The organism is Streptomyces sp. NPDC111656 (genome assembly GCF_055656965.1).
The window spans coordinates 741,812-758,538 of sequence record NZ_JBVKCA010000002.1 but is presented as its reverse complement, the minus strand read 5'-3'; the positions used below and the strand labels follow the sequence as shown (position 1 = coordinate 758,538).

Here is a 16,727-nt window from a genome sequence, read left to right as displayed (position 1 = left end):
GAGGGCCCGTTGGTCCTCACGGCCCCGGACGGCGGCAAGGCCAAGCTGGCGGAGCACGGGATAACAGCGGCACCGGACCCGCTGGCCTGACGGCGGCCTTCGCCAGGGCCGCCGGTCGGAGGCCGGCGCAGCCGCTCGAAGCTTGTGAGGCGCCTCGGCGCCGAGCCCGCGAGAGGGGCGTGGGGAATTGGACGACTGGACCGTCATCACGACGGACGGCACGTGGTCCTCGCACTGGGAGCACTCGGTGGCGTTGACGGAGGAGGGCCCGTTGGTCCTCACGGCCCCGGACGGCGGCAAGGCCAAGCTGGCGGAGCACGGGATAACAGCGGCACCGGACCCGCTGGCCTGACGGCGCTGGGCCCGCGTGGTCTGACGGTGGCGGACCTTTGGTCTGATGGCGCTGGGCCCGCGTGGTCTGATGGCGCCCGACCCGTTGGTCTGGAAGCGCCGGGCGGCTACGGCGGGTGGTGGTGTGATCGCCGTACGTCTGCGTGGGGCCGACCCGGAGGGGCTCGCGGCGACGCGTCGACGACCCCCGTTGCTTAACGATCTCCGTAGTGGGGCATTCTTTCTCGATTCGTCTTTCCGAGAGGCCTGACGTAGACTGACTCGTCGGCTCTCGTGCACCCGCATGTCTGCATGCGCTCGTGCGAAGCCGATCAAGGTAGTCGATTCGAAGGGCGAAGCGTGGCCAAGAAGCAAGGTGCCATCGAGATCGAGGGCACTGTCGTCGAGTCTCTTCCGAACGCCATGTTCAAGGTTGAGCTCCAGAACGGCCACCAGGTTCTGGCACACATCAGCGGCAAGATGCGTATGCACTACATCCGCATCCTCCCTGACGACCGGGTCGTGGTGGAGCTGTCTCCGTACGACCTGACGCGTGGCCGGATCGTCTACCGCTACAAGTAGATCTTGCCTTTGCTCCGTGTTCCCGGTTCCGGGGCGCGGGGGGTGGCACTGACCCGGAGAACCTCACCAATGAAGGTCAAGCCGAGCGTCAAGAAGATCTGCGACAAGTGCAGGGTGATCCGCCGTCACGGTCGGGTCATGGTCATCTGCGAAAACCCGCGCCACAAGCAGCGCCAGGGCTGACGCACGACCGCACCTTCTGCATCCGCAGATACTTCGCGCGACGCAAGCAGTACATGTTCATACGCAGAATCCAGGACTGAGTCTCTTCAGACCTGACACCCCCGGTCGGAGGCCGGGGACCCGGTTCGTACCGAATCTTCGACAAGAGGAGAGGACGGCGGGCGGGATCCGGTTCTGCGGAAGACCTCCGAACGACAACTGGAGCCATTGAATGGCACGCGTTTCCGGTGTTGACATCCCGCGCGAAAAGCGTGTGGAGGTCGCCCTGACCTACGTGTTCGGCATCGGCCGGACCCTTTCCCAGCAGACGCTGGCCGAGACCGGCGTGAACCCGAACACCCGCGTTCGTGACCTCTCCGAAGAAGAGCTGGTCAAGATCCGCGAGTACGTGGACGCCAACATCAAGACCGAGGGTGACCTCCGTCGCGAGATCCAGGGCGACATTCGCCGCAAGATCGAGATCGGCTGCTACCAGGGTATTCGCCACCGCCGTGGCCTGCCCGTCCACGGTCAGCGCACCAGCACGAACGCTCGTACCCGCAAGGGCCCGCGTCGCGCCATCGCCGGCAAGAAGAAGCCGGGCAAGAAGTAGTCCTCAGCGGACGCTTATCAGCGGTCTTCGCTGTAGGACCGACCACCTCCCGTAGGAGTAATAGATGCCCCCCAAGGGTCGTCAGGGCGCTGCCAAGAAGGTGCGCCGCAAGGAAAAGAAGAACGTCGCTCACGGGCACGCTCACATCAAGAGCACGTTCAACAACACCATCGTCTCGATCACGGACCCCGCGGGCAACGTGATCTCCTGGGCCTCCGCCGGCCACGTCGGCTTCAAGGGCTCGCGCAAGTCCACCCCCTTCGCCGCGCAGATGGCCGCCGAGTCGGCCGCCCGCCGCGCGCAGGAGCACGGCATGCGCAAGGTTGACGTCTTCGTGAAGGGCCCGGGCTCCGGTCGCGAGACCGCGATCCGCTCCCTCCAGGCCACTGGCCTCGAGGTCGGCTCCATCCAGGACGTCACCCCCACCCCGCACAACGGCTGCCGTCCGCCCAAGCGCCGCCGCGTCTGAGGCTCGGTTGTCTTGAGGTTCCGGGCGGTACGACTCTTCGGAGGCGTGCCGCCCGTACCCTTGCAGTAGCAGCAGGGCGTCAAATAGCGGGCGCCCATGACTGAAGGATCGCAACATGCTGATTGCTCAGCGTCCCTCGTTGACCGAAGAGGTCGTCGACGAATTCCGCTCCCGGTTCGTGATCGAGCCGCTGGAGCCGGGCTTCGGCTACACCCTCGGCAACTCCCTGCGCCGGACCCTCCTGTCCTCGATCCCGGGTGCGGCGGTCACGTCCATCCGCATCGACGGCGTTCTGCACGAGTTCACCACCGTGCCGGGCGTCAAGGAGGACGTCACCGACCTGATCCTCAACATCAAGCAGCTGGTCGTCTCCTCGGAGCACGACGAGCCCGTCGTGATGTACCTGCGCAAGCAGGGCCCGGGTCTGGTCACCGCCGCCGACATCGCGCCCCCGGCCGGTGTCGAGGTGCACAACCCCGACCTCGTCCTCGCCACGCTCAACGGCAAGGGCAAGCTGGAGATGGAGCTGACCGTCGAGCGCGGTCGCGGCTACGTCTCCGCCGTTCAGAACAAGCAGGTCGGTCAGGAGATCGGGCGCATCCCGGTCGACTCGATCTACTCGCCGGTGCTGAAGGTCACGTACAAGGTCGAGGCGACCCGTGTCGAGCAGCGCACCGACTTCGACAAGCTGATCGTCGACGTCGAGACCAAGCAGGCCATGCGTCCGCGTGACGCCATGGCGTCGGCCGGTAAGACCCTGGTCGAGCTGTTCGGCCTGGCTCGCGAGCTCAACATCGACGCCGAGGGCATCGACATGGGCCCGTCCCCCACGGACGCCGCCCTCGCCGCGGACCTCGCGCTGCCGATCGAGGAGCTCGAGCTCACCGTTCGTTCGTACAACTGCCTCAAGCGTGAGGGCATCCACTCCGTGGGTGAGCTCGTCGCCCGCTCCGAGGCCGACCTCCTGGACATCCGCAACTTCGGTGCGAAGTCCATCGACGAGGTCAAGGCGAAGCTGGCCGGCATGGGCCTGGCCCTCAAGGACAGCCCGCCCGGATTCGACCCGACCGCCGCCGCCGACGCCTTTGGTGCCGACGACGACGCGGACGCCGGGTTCGTCGAGACCGAGCAGTACTAAGAGCTCGGGCCAGACGGTCCGTTTTCTGGTGCGGGTGCGCTGTGCCTGACGCGCAGTTCCCCGCGCCCCTTCCGGGGCGCCCCTTCGGGGCTGCCCCGGATCTCCGACGGGCAATCGCCCGCTCGGACACTGACCCCGGTACCTGATACGGCCGGGGCAGACACCTAGGAGAAACACCATGCCGAAGCCCGCCAAGGGTGCCCGTCTGGGCGGCAGCGCCGCGCACGAGAAGCTGCTCCTCGCGAACCTCGCGAAGTCGCTCTTCGAGCACGGCCGTATCACCACCACCGAGGCGAAGGCCCGTCGCCTGCGCCCGTACGCGGAGCGTCTGGTCACCAAGGCGAAGAAGGGTGACCTTCACAACCGCCGTCAGGTGCTCTCGGTGATCACGGACAAGAGCATTGTGCACACGCTCTTCACCGAGATCGGCCCGCGCTACGAGAACCGCCCGGGTGGCTACACCCGTATCACCAAGATCGGTAACCGCCGTGGCGACAACGCGCCCATGGCCGTCATCGAGCTGGTGGAGGCCCTGACCGTGGCCCAGCAGGCCACCGGTGAGGCCGAGGCGGCCACCAAGCGTGCCGCCAAGGACGCCGAGGTCAAGACCGAGGCTCCGGCCAAGGTCGAGGACGCCAAGGTCGAGGACGCCGCCGAGGCTCCCGCCGAGGAGTCGAAGGACGCCTGAGGCACTGCCTGGCTGTGAGCGGGTCCGTCCCTTCGGGGGCGGGCCCGCTTTCGCGTTTCCGGCACAGATGCCGGCCTTGAGAGGATCTAGGTGTGAGTGACGAAGTACAGCCCGGGTTCGTACGGGTGCGTTTGGATCTGTCGTACGACGGGACCGAGTTCTCCGGGTGGGCCAAGCAGGCCTCGGGGCGCCGGACCGTACAGGGGGAGATCGAGGACGCCCTCAGGACCGTCACGCGGTCCAGGGACACCACGTACGAGCTGACCGTCGCCGGGCGCACCGACGCCGGTGTGCACGCGCGCGGGCAGGTGGCGCACGTCGATCTGCCCGTCGAGCTGTGGGCCGAGCACGAGGAGAAGCTGCTCAAGCGGCTGGCCGGGCGGCTGTCCAAGGACGTGCGGGTGTGGTCCCTGAGGGAGGCCCCCAGCGGGTTCAACGCCCGCTTCTCCGCGATCTGGCGGCGGTACGCCTACCGCGTCACCGACAACCCCGGGGGAGTGGACCCCCTGCTGCGGGGGCACGTCCTGTGGCACGACTGGCCGTTGGACGTCGACGCCATGAACGAGGCGGCCGAGCGGCTCGTGGGCGAGCACGACTTCGCCGCGTACTGCAAGAAGCGCGAGGGCGCCACGACCATTCGTACGCTCCAGCAGCTGAGCCTGGTGCGCGGGGACGACGGGGTCATCACCGCCACGGTCCGTGCCGACGCCTTCTGCCACAACATGGTGCGCTCGCTCGTCGGCGCGCTGCTGTTCGTGGGGGACGGGCACCGAGGGCCCGACTGGGCCGGGAAGGTGCTCGCGGCCGGCGTACGGGACTCGGCCGTCCATGTCGTACGGCCGCACGGGCTGACCCTGGAGGAGGTCGGCTACCCCGCGGACGAACTGCTCGCCGCACGCAACAAGGAGGCGCGGAACCGGCGGTCGCTGCCGGGGGCCTGCTGCTGAACCGGCTGCCGGCGGAGGACCGGAAGGCGGTGGCACGCCCCACTGCATGGGCCGTCGGCCGGGCCATGGACGCGCCCGGTCGTGGCCTCAGTCGGGGCATGGAGGTCGGCCACGAGGACCTGCCGCGCGGAAAGCGAAGCCCCGCCCTGGGCCGCTGTCCGAGGGCGGGGCTGTTCAGCCGGGTCGCAGTCGTGCTTACTGCCTGACGGTGAAGTACTGCCAGGCGCCCCAGGTGCTGAGGTTGGTGTTGTCCTTACTGCTGTGGATGTACTCCGCGGCGATGCGGAACCTGCTGTTGACGGACTTGGTGAGAGACATCTGGTGGCGGCCGGCGCTGGTGGAGCCGAGGGAGGAGCAGGGGGTGGTGGTCTGCGTGTGCCAGGCGCCGCTGTAGTACCGCTGCACGTGGAAGACGAGGCACTGGCCGGCCTTGTTGGGTGTGACGGTGGCGTCGAGTTGCTCCTTGGCGGTGTGGTGGTACACCAGGTAGGGAGTGCTGCCGTAGTGCGTGCTCGTGTAGTAACCGGACAGTTTCTCCGAGATCCGCACATGGGACTGCGCACTTCGGGCGACGGTCTTCGGGGCGTACCGGTAGTCGCCGGCGAACACCGCGCTGAACGTGGTGTTGCGGGCGAGCTTGTAGGACCCTGTCAGATTGCCGTGGGAGTCCACCGTGCCCGACTTCACCAGGACCGATGTGCCGCCGAACGGTTGAGCGTAGATCGCCACCGTACGCTTGTTGTAGGTCGTACCGAGGTGAGCGGTGACCTTCGCGGACTGGCCATATGCGTACGTCGAGTGGTCGGTGGTGATGGTCAGGCCCGTCGAGACTCGGGACACCTGGACGGTGGCGCTGCGGCTGCCCGGCTTGTGTGAGATGTCGCCGCCGTAGGCCACCTTGTAGGTGTTGGCGCCGCCGATCTGCGGGGTGTCCGCGAACGTGAACGAACCGTCCGCGGCGACCTTCGCGTCGGCGAGTGCGACGCCGGACGGGTGTGCGAGGTCGGTCTTCGTCACCGTGACGACCCCACCGGTGGCGAAGGGCGAGCCGGAGAGCGTGCCGGACACGGTCAGCTTGTGCGTGCGGGTGGCCGTGGCCGGGGCCGCCAGAGTGACCGAGGTGGCCGGCTTGGACACCTGGACGAGGCTTGCCGTGCTCGCCGCCTCGTGTGTTGCGTCCCCCGCGTAGCTTGCGGCGTAGGTGTAGGTGCCCTCTGCCGACGGGGTGTCGCTGAAGGTGAAGGAGCCGTCCGCCGCCGTCGTCACATCGCGCAGTGCTGTTCCGTTCCGCGTGATGTGCGCGACCTGACCTGCGGGAAGCGCCACGGACGAGGTCAACGTGCCGTCGACGGTCAACTTCCGACCCGGCACACCCGTGCTCGGGGCGGTGAGATGGAGCGAGGTCGCCGCTTTCGGCTCCGGGGCCGGAGGCGCCGCCTCGCTGACGACCGGGCCGCTCACCGTCTGCACGTCGGAGCTGTCGCCGGTGGCACCGGAGAAGGCGAGGAGCGCGGTGGACGTCAGCGTCGGTGTCGCGTCCATCACCTGCGCCCCGTCGATCCAGACGTACAGATGGCCGGCGGCCACCTGGATGTCGATCTGGTGCGTGCCCTGGCGCAGGGAGGTGCCGAGTGTGGCCACCGACTGGTAGTCGATCGCCGACGAGCCGGCCGCACTGCGGCCGACGCCCACGAAGTTCTGTGCCTTGAGCGTGTCGTTCCAGCCGGTGGCGAGCGCGATCACCGTGCCCGGCCGCCCCGCGATGCCGAGGCTGTCACCGGTCCCGCCCAGTGCCGAGGCGGAGTTCTGGGCCGGGTCGAGCAGAGTGAGCGTCATGCCCTTCCCACCGCTGCCGGGGCCGAACTTCGTGGTGAAGGTGGCCCGCAGACCGTCGGTGCGCAACGGCTCGGTGTACACCGCAGTGCCCGCCTGATTGCCGGTGGCCGGGGTCAGCTGGACCCCGCCGCCGTCGGCCGGTACCGCCGAGCCGTTGGTCTGCCACTTCCCGTCGTCGGCCGAGGTGGTCGTGGCGGTGCCGGTACCGGTGCCCTTGATCGGCACGTACATGGCGCCCTGACTGTTGCCGTTCGTGTCGGTCCCGGTGCCGGTGACCTCGTAGAAGGCGCTCAGATCCGCAGCCGAGCGCGGAGTGAACGTCACGCTCTGCACCGCGGTCTGCTCAGGACCGATGATCAGACCCTCCGACAGCTGTACCGGGCTGTTGAAGTCACCCGTCGGCGCCTTGGCCTTGGTCACCGTCACCGGGATGTTGCCGGTGTTGGTGATGGTGAACGACAGCGACTTGGAGCTGCCGATCGGGACCTGGCCGAAGTCCAGCGAGTTCGTGGAGAACTCCAGGTGTCCCTGCCCCGTGATGGCCGTCGCGCTGACCGGCACGCTCAGCGTGTGTGTGGCGCCGCCGCCGCTGCTGCTGACCACGAGCGCGTCGCTGTCGGCATGGTCGCCGGTCGGGGTGTAGGTGACCGAGAGCACGAACGAGCCACCGGCCGGTACGACCGTCCCCGCGCTCGGCAGCCCCGAGGCGGAGAAGGCGCCGCCGGGCGAGTCGACCGAGTCGATGGTCTCCGGTTCGGTACCGGTGTTGGTGATCTGAAGATTCAGCGTCGAAGTGCTGCCGGTGGGCACTTCCCCGAAGTCCAGGGCGGCGGGTGCCGCCCCGAGACCGGGCCTGGTGCCGACGCCGTGGAGGGCGAAGACCAGCTTCTGGCCGTCCGACAGGTTCGCGGTCAGCGTGCCGTTGATGCCGCCGGTGGCGGTGGGGGCGAAGGTGACCGGTACGTCCAGGGTGGCGTCCGCCGCCAGCGCCGTGGGCTGCTCGGGGGTGGGTACGGAGGACGGGTCGACCGAGAACGCGCCGGAGGCCTTGAGCCCCGTGACGCTGACGTCCTGCGTGGCCGTCAGTTTCAGCTCGGCGGAGCCGCTGTCGCCCACACCGACCTGACCGAAGTCCAGCGAGGCCGCGGTCAGAGCCGTCCTGGCCGGGCTGCCGAAGCCGTAGAGCACACCGTCCCGGGTGCCGACGTACACCTTGCCGCCCTCGGCGGTCGGCGTGCTGAACTTTGTCGCGGTGCCGATCGGCGCGGACCACAGCAGCTGGAGCAGGCCGTTGCCGTCGGGAGTGGGGCTGTAGGCGCGCAGGGTGCCGTCGGCCCCGGAGGCGTTGCTCGCGGAGGTCATCCACACCAGGGCACTGGACTCGTCCGTGCCGTCGGACGTGACCAGGGGAGAGCCGCTGGTGTAGCCGAAGGTGTCCTGGCTCTGGCCGGTGAGGGTGAGCGTGGGCGTACCGCCGTTGCGCACGCCGTACTTGAGAGCGCGCAGCGGACCCTGGTTGCCGACGACGTAGACATAGCCGCCGTCGCCGCCCCAGAACGCGGGGTGCCCCCACATGCCCTGGTAGGGGCCGGACACGCTCACCGCGGCGTCGCCGCCCTGGGCTCCCTGGCCCATGCCGCCGAGGTTGTCGCGGTCGAGCAGGAACACCCGCCCGTCCTTGCCCTGCTGGATCAGCAGGTGCGGGTGCTCGCTGGTACCGAAGCCGTCCGGCAGCGCCATCGGGGCGCCCGAGGAGATGTCCTGGTCGTTGAGGTCCAGGGTGGAGGCGTCGCTCGGGCTGAAGAAGTCGGCCGTACCGAGGGTGTTGTCCGCGCCGACCTGAAGGCGTACGACGGACTCGGCCAGGGTTCCCTGAACGGTCTTGCCCGGCCCGGGAGCCGGGCTGATGCCGTTCCCGGTGCTGAAGAAGATCCGGCCGGACCCGTCCGAGACCAGTCCGCCGCCCGACTGCCAGATGCCGGAGCCGCCGGTGCCGGCACCGGTCACCGCCGCCCACATCGAGGTGATGCTGTGCCCGGTGGTGCTCACCCCGACCACATAGCCGCGGTACGGCCACGCGTCACAGTGGCCGCCGAAGCCCGCGTAGACGACGCCGTCCATCAACAGCAGGCCGGGGCGCTGCTGTTCGTAGTAGGCGTCGAACTTGGCGCTCGGGTCGTTGACGGGGCTTCCGGCGATGGTGACCGGCCACCCCGGGCGCTCGGCTCCGGAGGCCGGGTCCACCGCGTGCATCAGCCACGTCGGGTGGCGGTGCGTGGAGGTACCGTCGTCGACCTTGGTGGTGAAGTAGAGGGCGTTGGTGGCCGGGTCGTAGACGGGAGTCGCGGTCGCCCCCACATTGGGTGTCAGGTCCCCGCAGCCGATCGCCGAGGCCGGCCATGCCGGTCCGTAGTTCTTGCTCCACTCGATCGCACCGGTGGCGCGATCGAGGCCGTACACGGTGTTGCTCTCGGTGACCGCGATCACATGGTCGCCCAGCACCAGGGGCTGGGCGTATATCTGCCCGTCCAGTTTCGTGGCGAAGAGCCGGCCGAAGGCGGACGACTGGACGACTGCCGGGGAGAGCCCGGCCTCGTTCTGGTCCCAGTTGGTGCGCAAATTGTCGATGCCCTGGGTGGTTTGGTCGGCCTGGGCCGAGGATGCCACCAGGCTGATCGTCGTGCCGATCAGTGCCGCAGCGGCCACGGCCACTGTGGCGAACAGCTGTCTGCGCCGCCGGTTGCGATGGCGGCCACCGCGTGCGGGCACGGAAAACCCGGGCAAATCAGGACCTCCCCCTAGTGTTCGCGCCCGGAATGATCGCAGGTGTGGCGCAAACGTGAAGACTGAGTGGTTGTTCTTACCATCAGTTGACCTTTTTGTGCACCGCGGGGGCGTGCTTCGCTGCTGTGCGGCGCCACTGCTACCCCTGTGACCCGTGATGAAACCGTCACGTAACAAGGTTGTTGAGTCATAAAGGGGAGAGCCGGTTATGCTTTCGCAGTCCGGCTGAAAGTTCGAATTTGGGGCAGCCGGGCTCAGGGTGGGTTCACAGGTCCGTTCCAGGTCCTGGGGGGGTTCATGAATGGTGCAGTGAGTGCTGCGGCGCGCGCTGAGCGTCCTCATAGGCGCAGACACAAACCGGAGAGCCACGGGCTCTTGCCACAGCCGCCGGACGACGCGGAGAAGTACTCGTACGCGCGGCGTCATCTGTGGATGCTGACGTTCGGCTCGCTGGTCAGCTTCGCGTGTCTGGCGGTGAGTCAGTTCCTTTTCACGGCGTCCAGCCCGTGGTTCTGGCTGACGATGCCGCTGCTCGCCTTCGTGGTCGCGGACTACCTGATCTCGTTGTATCTGGACGGGCTGAGCAAGGACTTCGACCTCAAGGCGCACAAGCTGCTGGTGCGCCACTGGCAGCCGGCCGCGTACCCGAGTGTGGACGTCTTCCTGCCGGTGTGCGGTGAGCCCCTGGAGGTGCTGCACAACACCTGGGTGCATGTGAACCGGCTTGCGGACACCTACCGGGGCGTCGTGAACGTGTACGTCCTCGACGACGCGGCGGACACCGAGGTCGGGGCCATGGCGCACGACTTCGACTTCAGGTATGTGGTGCGGCCCAACCGGGGCTGGTTCAAGAAGGCGGGCAATCTGCACCACGCCTTCGGGATCACCGGCGGGGACCACATTCTCATCCTCGACGCCGACTTCGCGCCGCGTGCCGATCTGCTCGACGAGCTGCTGCCCTACATGGACGCCGACGAACGGGTCGGGATCGTGCAGTCGCCGCAGTTCTTCCGGATCACCGACCGGCAGAACTGGATCGAGCGCGGCGCGGGAGCGGTGCAGGAGCAGTTCTACCGGTCCGTGCAGACCTCCCGCGAGGACAAGGACGGATCGATCTGTGTGGGCTCGTGCGCGGTGTACCGGCGCGCGGCCCTCGCCCAGATCGGCGGCATCACGCTGATCGAGCACTCCGAGGACATGTACACCGGCTTCGACCTGCGGGCGCTGGGCTGGAAGCTGCGCTACGTGCCCGTCGCGCTGTCGGCCGGTGTGTGCCCGGACACCGCCGGTGCCTTCCACAATCAGCAGTACCGCTGGTGCATGGGCTCGTTGTCGCTGTTGACCAGCAAGCGGTTCTGGGAGATGGACCTCAAGTTCCAGACGCGGCTGTGCTACGTCTCCGGGTTCCTCTACTACCTGCAGACCGCCCTCGCGACCTTTCTCGCCCCGCTGATCCCGCTCGGGCTGCTCATCCTGCGGCCCGATCTGCTGCGCGCCGAGGCCTCGCTCTGGGTGCTGCCCAGCGTGGCGTACGTGACGCTGGTGCTGCCGCTGTGGCACCGGGCGCCGTACCGCCTGGAGGCCTGGTCGGTTCGCGTGATGTACGGGTGGTCGCATGTCTTCGCCGTGTGGGACGTGCTGCGCGGACGTCCGATGGGTTGGAAGCCGACCGGCTCGCAGGGCGCCAAGAAGAACGGCATGCGCCGGTACTGGACCGGAATGATCGTGTGGAGCGCCGGGACCGCGGTGCTGTGGATCGGCGTCGCCGCCTGGCGCATGCTCACGCTCTATCCGCCGGACTTCGCGCTGATGCTGTCCGCCGGCCTCTTCTATGCCATGGTCGTCGGGCGCGTGCTCGTCCAGCCCCGGGAGCGGATCGCGTGATGAGTCGTTTTCGTGCGCTGGCGGCAGTCCTGCTCGCCGGCGCACTCCTCGCCGGCTGCAGCACGTTCTCCGAGCAGGGCCGGGACGAGTACCGACGGGCCCAGGGCAAGGCGGCGGAACCCAGCCTGGGGGTCACCGAGGCGCCCGCCGAGGCGACCAAGCCCGACCTCCCTTATGACGTACGCCCGTTGCTGCAGCCCTCGAAGAAGTACCTAGGTGTCGCCGCCGTCGGGGCGCCGGCCAGTATGAAGAACGTCGACGCCTTCGCGAAGGCCGCGGGCAAGAAGCCCAACATGGTGGAGTTCTACTCGGCCTGGGGCGACCAGTACGAGACGGCCGCAGTGCGGAACGCCTGGAACTACAAGGCGCTGCCCTTCATCGCCTGGGAGCCCTACGACAAGACGCTCAAGCAGATCGCGTCCGGCTCCCAGGACGCGTACATCCGTGACTACGCGCGCTCCGTCAAGGAGCTCAATCTGCCGGTGGCGATCAGCTTCGCGCACGAGATGAACGGCTTCTGGTACGTGTGGGGGACGAAGAAGGCCACCGCTGCGCAGTTCGTCGCCGCGTACCGGCACGTCCACGACCTCTTCGACCAGGAGGGCGCCACCCAGGTCATCTGGGTGTGGAGCCCGAACGTGATCAACCCGGCGCCGAACGTGCGCCTGAAGCCGTACTGGCCGGGCGAGGAGTACGTCGACTGGGTCGGCGTCATCGGCTACTTCGCCCGCTACGGCCCCTCCACCTACCGCACCCTCTACGGGCCCACCGCCAGCCAGATCCGCGCCTTCACCAAGAAGCCCATGATCATCGCGGAGACGGCGGCCGAGGCCGGGGAGCGCAAACCCGCCGACATCACCAACCTCTTCCAGGGGCTGGCCGCGCACAACGACGTGATCGGCTTCGTCTGGTTCGACATCGACAAGGAAGCGGACTGGCGCATCACCAGCGGTCCGGCCTCCGCCCGCACCTTCCGCGAGCAGGCCGCCGACCCCCGCTTCGGATTCGACGTGACCACACCATGAGCAGCAGACAGCCGCCGCCCCAGCAGCCCACGTGGGCCGATCGGGACTACCAGCAGCAGTACCAGGAATACCAGCAGGAGTCGTACGGGCAGGACTCGTACGCCTGGCCGCCTCAGCAGCAGACATATCCGCCGTACTACGAGACGTACGACCCGTACGCGGAAGCCCCGCCGGAAACGCCGGTTCGCGCGCCCGAGCCGGAGCCCGCACCCGAGCCCGAGGCCGACCCCGGCTACACCCTGCCCGCCGTCCCCGAGTCCTCCTGGGCCGTGGACAACCGGCGCGGCAAGCTGCTCGGACGCGGAGTGCTGGGCTGCCTGCTTCTGGTGCAGGCCGGGCTCTCGCTGCGGTTGCGCGGGACGGCCTTCGAGGACGAGGCGCTCTACGTCGCGTCCGGCCACTACGAGCTGAACAACCTGCTGCACGGCACCAAGCTGCCGGTCGACTTCGCGGCCTACTTCTCGGGCCACCCGAAGCTGTACCCGGTGCTCGCCGCCGCCGTGGACTCGTACTTCGGACTCACCGGCGTTCGCGTCGTCAGCCTGCTGTTCATGCTGGCCGCCACCGGGCTGCTGTACGCGGTGACCCGGCGCCTGTTCAACCTGCGGGCGGCTATCGGCGCGGCCGCGCTCTTCTCCGTCCTGCAGTCGACGACGGTGCTCGGCAACTTCGCCACCTACGACGCCGCCGCGATCTTCCTGCTCGCCCTGTCGATGTACGCCGTCGTCCGCACCGACCGGATGCGCTCGGCGGCCGTCCTGCTCGCCGCGCCCCCGGCCGCCCTGGCCTTCGGGGTGAAGTACGCCTCCGGCCTGTATCTGCCGACGCTGGTGCTGCTCGCGGTGGTCACCGCGCACCGGCACCGCGGGGTGAAGGCCCTGGGCCGCGGTGTGTTCCTGGGAGCGGGCATCGGGGCGCTGCTCGCCGCCGGGTACGTCCTCTCCGGGCCGCTCGGCGGCATCAGCTCCACCACCACCAACCGGGCCAAGGGCGCCGACTCCGCCATGACGCTGCTGGAGCGCAGCGCCGAGTGGGGCGGCCTGGTCTTCGTCGCGGCGATCTTCGGCTCGGTGGCGTACACGCTGCGCGGGCGGATGGGCGAGATGCCGTGGATCGAGGGGGCGACCGCCGGGCGGGTGCGGCGCGCCGCGCTCGGCCTGGTGCTCACCGGCACCGCGCTGCTGGCACCGGCATACCAGATCCATCTGCAGACTGGGGTCTCACTCCACAAGCACGTCGGCTTCGGCCTGCTCTTCGCCGCGCCCATGGCGGGCCTCGGCATGGCCCGGCTCGTCGGCCCGCACTTTCGACATCCGCAGCTCGGGATCTTGGTCTACGTCCTCGCGCTGGTGTTCGGCATGGTGCAGGCGCAGCGGGTGTACAGCTTCCCGGACGCCGCGCCGATGGTGTCCTATCTCCGTACGGTGGTCCACGTCGACAAGAAGGGCTCCTACCTGGCCGAGGAGCAGGAGGTGCCCGCGTACTACCTGCGGGACGTCACCGGGTGGAACCAGTGGCAGAGCACCTACTACATGGACTACCAAGGCAAGGACGGCAAGCAGCTCACCGGCCCCGACGCCTTCGAGCAGGCGGTGCGCGACGGGCGCTTCGACGTGATCGTGATGCACGGCGCGGTGACCCCGGCGACGTACGAGGCGGTCAAGAAGGGGCTCGAGGGCAATACGCACTACCGTCTGGCCGCCGTTTTCCCGTACATGACGAGCAACGGTGAGAACGCCTACCGGATCTGGGTCAAGCGATGAGCGGCACGACGACGGCCGGTGGCGCGACGGCCGGGTACACGCCGGTCTCCGAGGCGCCCGCCGCTTCCGGTGGGCGGCGGGCCCGGCGTGAGGCCGAGCAGCAGACGCGTGACGGCGGCGGGCGACTCGCCGCCCTCCTCGCCTTCCTGCTGCCCTCTGCCGCCGCGCTGGCGCTGATCCTGCGTGGGATCGGCCACCGGGAGCTGTGGCGCGACGAGCACGCGACCTGGTGGGCGGCGTCGCTCTCCCTCCACGACCTGAGCCGGCTGATCCGCTCCAGCGACGTGGTGCTCGCGCCGTACTACGTGCTGATGCACTTCTGGGTCTCCCTCGCCGGGGACTCACCGACCGCGATGCGCATCCCGGGGGCCGTGGCCATGGCCTCCTCGGCCGGGCTGCTCGCCCTGCTCGGACGGCGGCTGTTCACCATGCAGACCGGGCTGCTCGCGGGCTTCCTGTTCGCCGTGGTGCCCACGGTGACGCGCTACGGGCAGGAGATCAGGCCGTACGCCTTCGCCGTGGCCGCCGTGCTCCTGTCGACGCTGCTGCTCGGCAGGGCGCTGGAGCGGCCGAGTTTCAAGGTGTGGGTGGGTTACACCTTCACCGTGCCGATGATCGGCTGGAGCCAGCTGGCCTCGCTCGCGGTGCTCGGTGCGCATCTCACGATGGTCCTGAGGGCCCGGCGTTCGGGGGACCGGATCGTGGGCTGGGCGTACACGGCGGCCGGCACCCTTGGCTTGTGCTTCGTCGCTCCGATGGCCATTCAGGGGTCGCGCCAGAGCGGGCAGATCGACTGGGGCGACCCGGTCCTGAAGGACCTGGTCGACTTCCCGAAGAACCTCTTCGGGTCGTGGGCGGTGGCCGGGCCGGTGATGGCGCTCGGCGCGCTGGGCATGGTCTTCGCGGGCCGGTGGGCGCCTGCGCTGGCGGTGTGGATCGTGCTGCCGCCGCTGGCGACGTATGTCACCGCGTCCCAGCTGCACCTCTTCCTGCCGTGGTATCTGCTGTTCACGGCGCCCGCCTGGGTGCTGCTCGCGGCGGTCGCGGTCTGCCGGATCGCCGGGCCGGTGGCCGGGGCGAAGACGGGCACGGGGGCGGCGGCCCGGCGCGGGTTCGGCTGGGTGCTCGCCGTGGCGGTGGTCGCCGGGCTCGCCTGGCAGGCGCTGCCGGGCATCCGTGAGACCCGTGAGAACGCGCTCGGGGAGCCCGACTTCCACGGCGCCGCGCACCTTGTCGAGGCCGGGCAGCGCAAGGGCGACGGGATCGTGTTCAGCGGGAAGCTGTCGGAGCGCCGGGCCATGGCCTACGAGCTGCGCGACGACAAGGGCCGCCCGCGGGACGTGCTCATGTACCGCACCCCGCAGGAGCTGGGCTCCTTCGGCGCCACGCAGTGCCCGCAGCCCGCGAAATGCCTGGCGGACGCGGACCGGCTGTGGCTGGTGTCGACCATGCGCGAAGGACAGCCGCTCAGCGGTATGCCCAAGGCGACGGCGACCGCGGTCCGGCGCAACTTCCGCGTAGTGAAGACCCGCGAGCTGGAGGGCCTCACGCTCGTTCTGCTCGAGCGGACCGCCAAGGCGGCCACGGGCGGGACTACGGACGAGAAGGAAGACGTCGCCCACCGCAAGATCTACAGCTGAGCGCAGCACCTTTCCTTCCGGGTGCCGTGCCGGACATGGCCGCTCACCGGGGGGAAATTTACGATGACATATGGGGAGGAGAAGGGGAATGACGATCAACCTGGGGGCGGGCAGTGCCGTCACCGTGGTCATGCCGACCTACAACGAGGCGGCCAACCTGCCGAGAATGGCGGAAGCGGTGCTTCAACTGCCGCTCGACGGGCTTCACTTGAAGATCGTGGACGACTCCAGCCCGGACGGCACCGGCAGGATCGCCGACGAGCTGGCGGAGAAGTACAACACCAAGGGGCGGCGCCGGATGAGCGTGCTGCACCGCACCGAGAAGGACGGGCTCGGGCGCGCCTACGCGGCCGGGATGAGCCTCGCGCTCGACGAGGGCGCCGAGTACGTCGTCCAGATGGACGCCGACGGCAGTCACCCCGTCGAGGCCGTGCCCCGGATGCTCGGCACGGCCCTGGCCAACGGGGTGGGGCTGGTCATCGGCAGCCGGTACGTCGAGGGCGGCTCGCTGGACGAGGACTGGGGCGCGCACCGCGTCCTGCTCTCTCGCTTCGCCAACCGGTACGCCCGTACCGTGCTCGGCACCCGGATCCGGGACATCACGGCCGGGTTCAACCTCTGGTCGGCCCAAGCCTTGCGCGACATCGACCTGGCCACGCTGGACAGCGCCGGATACAGCTTCCAGGTCGAGCTGAAGTACAAGGCCGTACGGGCGGGGCACAGCGCCGTCGAGATCCCGATCCGCTTCGAGGAGCGGACCGAGGGGGTCTCGAAGATGACGCTGAAGACGCAGCTGGAGTCGGCGTTGGTGCCGATCCGGCTGCGCATGAAGAAGAACTGACCCGGGTCCCAGGTTCCGGGACCCG

Annotated in this window: 14 protein-coding genes and 1 pseudogene; 14 read left to right on the top strand and 1 reads right to left on the bottom strand. The window is 68.8% G+C overall.

What is annotated here, in order from left to right; translation table 11 throughout:
- The 9 genes and pseudogenes from ACZ7M3_RS08960 to truA form a co-directional block, all read left to right on the top strand.
- A pseudogene (locus ACZ7M3_RS08960) lies at positions 1 to 90 on the top strand (type I methionyl aminopeptidase); the annotation flags it as partial.
- 97 nt (positions 91 to 187) lie between these two features.
- Positions 188 to 352, top strand: coding sequence for a hypothetical protein (locus ACZ7M3_RS08955; RefSeq protein ID WP_472061858.1), 165 nt, complete (start codon positions 188 to 190; stop codon positions 350 to 352).
- A 338-nt stretch (positions 353 to 690) separates the two neighbouring features.
- Positions 691 to 912 (top strand): translation initiation factor IF-1, encoded by a 222-nt coding sequence (infA, locus tag ACZ7M3_RS08950; protein ID WP_003948620.1) that lies wholly within the window; start codon positions 691 to 693, stop codon positions 910 to 912.
- 69 nt (positions 913 to 981) lie between these two features.
- Entirely contained in the window at positions 982 to 1,095 is a 114-nt protein-coding gene (gene rpmJ, locus ACZ7M3_RS08945; RefSeq protein WP_003998809.1) for a 50S ribosomal protein L36, read from the top strand.
- 211 nt (positions 1,096 to 1,306) lie between these two features.
- Complete coding sequence (gene rpsM, locus ACZ7M3_RS08940; protein WP_037626962.1) at positions 1,307 to 1,687, top strand: 30S ribosomal protein S13; 381 nt, start codon at positions 1,307 to 1,309, stop codon at positions 1,685 to 1,687.
- Between the two features lie 64 nt (positions 1,688 to 1,751).
- The gene (gene rpsK, locus ACZ7M3_RS08935) at positions 1,752 to 2,156 is read left to right on the top strand and encodes a 30S ribosomal protein S11 (RefSeq protein ID WP_006376016.1); all 405 of its coding nucleotides are present in this window, start codon (positions 1,752 to 1,754) and stop codon (positions 2,154 to 2,156) included.
- 115 nt (positions 2,157 to 2,271) lie between these two features.
- On the top strand, positions 2,272 to 3,294 hold the full coding sequence (locus ACZ7M3_RS08930) for a DNA-directed RNA polymerase subunit alpha (RefSeq protein WP_003966937.1): 1,023 nt from the start codon (positions 2,272 to 2,274) through the stop codon (positions 3,292 to 3,294).
- A gap of 178 nt (positions 3,295 to 3,472) precedes the next feature.
- On the top strand, positions 3,473 to 3,982 hold the full coding sequence (rplQ, locus tag ACZ7M3_RS08925) for a 50S ribosomal protein L17 (protein ID WP_355302882.1): 510 nt from the start codon (positions 3,473 to 3,475) through the stop codon (positions 3,980 to 3,982).
- A gap of 92 nt (positions 3,983 to 4,074) precedes the next feature.
- A complete protein-coding gene (truA, locus tag ACZ7M3_RS08920; protein WP_472061855.1) occupies positions 4,075 to 4,929 on the top strand; it encodes a tRNA pseudouridine(38-40) synthase TruA in 855 nt (284 codons plus the stop codon).
- Between the two features lie 195 nt (positions 4,930 to 5,124).
- Here the strand turns inward: truA and ACZ7M3_RS08915 are convergent, their stop codons facing one another.
- Complete coding sequence (locus ACZ7M3_RS08915; protein WP_472061853.1) at positions 5,125 to 9,549, bottom strand: Ig-like domain-containing protein; 4,425 nt, start codon at positions 9,547 to 9,549, stop codon at positions 5,125 to 5,127.
- 297 nt (positions 9,550 to 9,846) lie between these two features.
- Here ACZ7M3_RS08915 and ACZ7M3_RS08910 point away from each other — a divergent pair, with 297 nt between their 5' ends.
- The 5 genes from ACZ7M3_RS08910 (at position 9,847) to ACZ7M3_RS08890 (ending at position 16,702) form a co-directional block, all read left to right on the top strand.
- A complete protein-coding gene (locus ACZ7M3_RS08910) occupies positions 9,847 to 11,433 on the top strand; it encodes a glycosyltransferase family 2 protein (RefSeq protein WP_097225067.1) in 1,587 nt (528 codons plus the stop codon).
- Positions 11,433 to 12,458 (top strand): glycoside hydrolase family 26 protein, encoded by a 1,026-nt coding sequence (locus ACZ7M3_RS08905; protein ID WP_472061851.1) that lies wholly within the window; start codon positions 11,433 to 11,435, stop codon positions 12,456 to 12,458. Before ACZ7M3_RS08910 ends, ACZ7M3_RS08905 begins: the two co-directional genes overlap by 1 nt.
- Positions 12,455 to 14,221: an ArnT family glycosyltransferase gene (locus ACZ7M3_RS08900; RefSeq protein ID WP_472061849.1), complete on the top strand. Its 1,767-nt coding sequence runs from the start codon at positions 12,455 to 12,457 to the stop codon at positions 14,219 to 14,221. The genes ACZ7M3_RS08905 and ACZ7M3_RS08900 overlap by 4 nt, the downstream gene beginning before the upstream one ends.
- Entirely contained in the window at positions 14,218 to 15,861 is a 1,644-nt protein-coding gene (locus tag ACZ7M3_RS08895) for a glycosyltransferase family 39 protein (protein ID WP_472061847.1), read from the top strand. The genes ACZ7M3_RS08900 and ACZ7M3_RS08895 overlap by 4 nt, the downstream gene beginning before the upstream one ends.
- 88 nt (positions 15,862 to 15,949) lie before the next feature.
- Positions 15,950 to 16,702, top strand: a complete 753-nt coding sequence (locus ACZ7M3_RS08890) for a polyprenol monophosphomannose synthase (protein ID WP_355302872.1) — start codon at positions 15,950 to 15,952, stop codon at positions 16,700 to 16,702.
- The last annotated feature ends 25 nt before the right edge of the window (positions 16,703 to 16,727 follow it).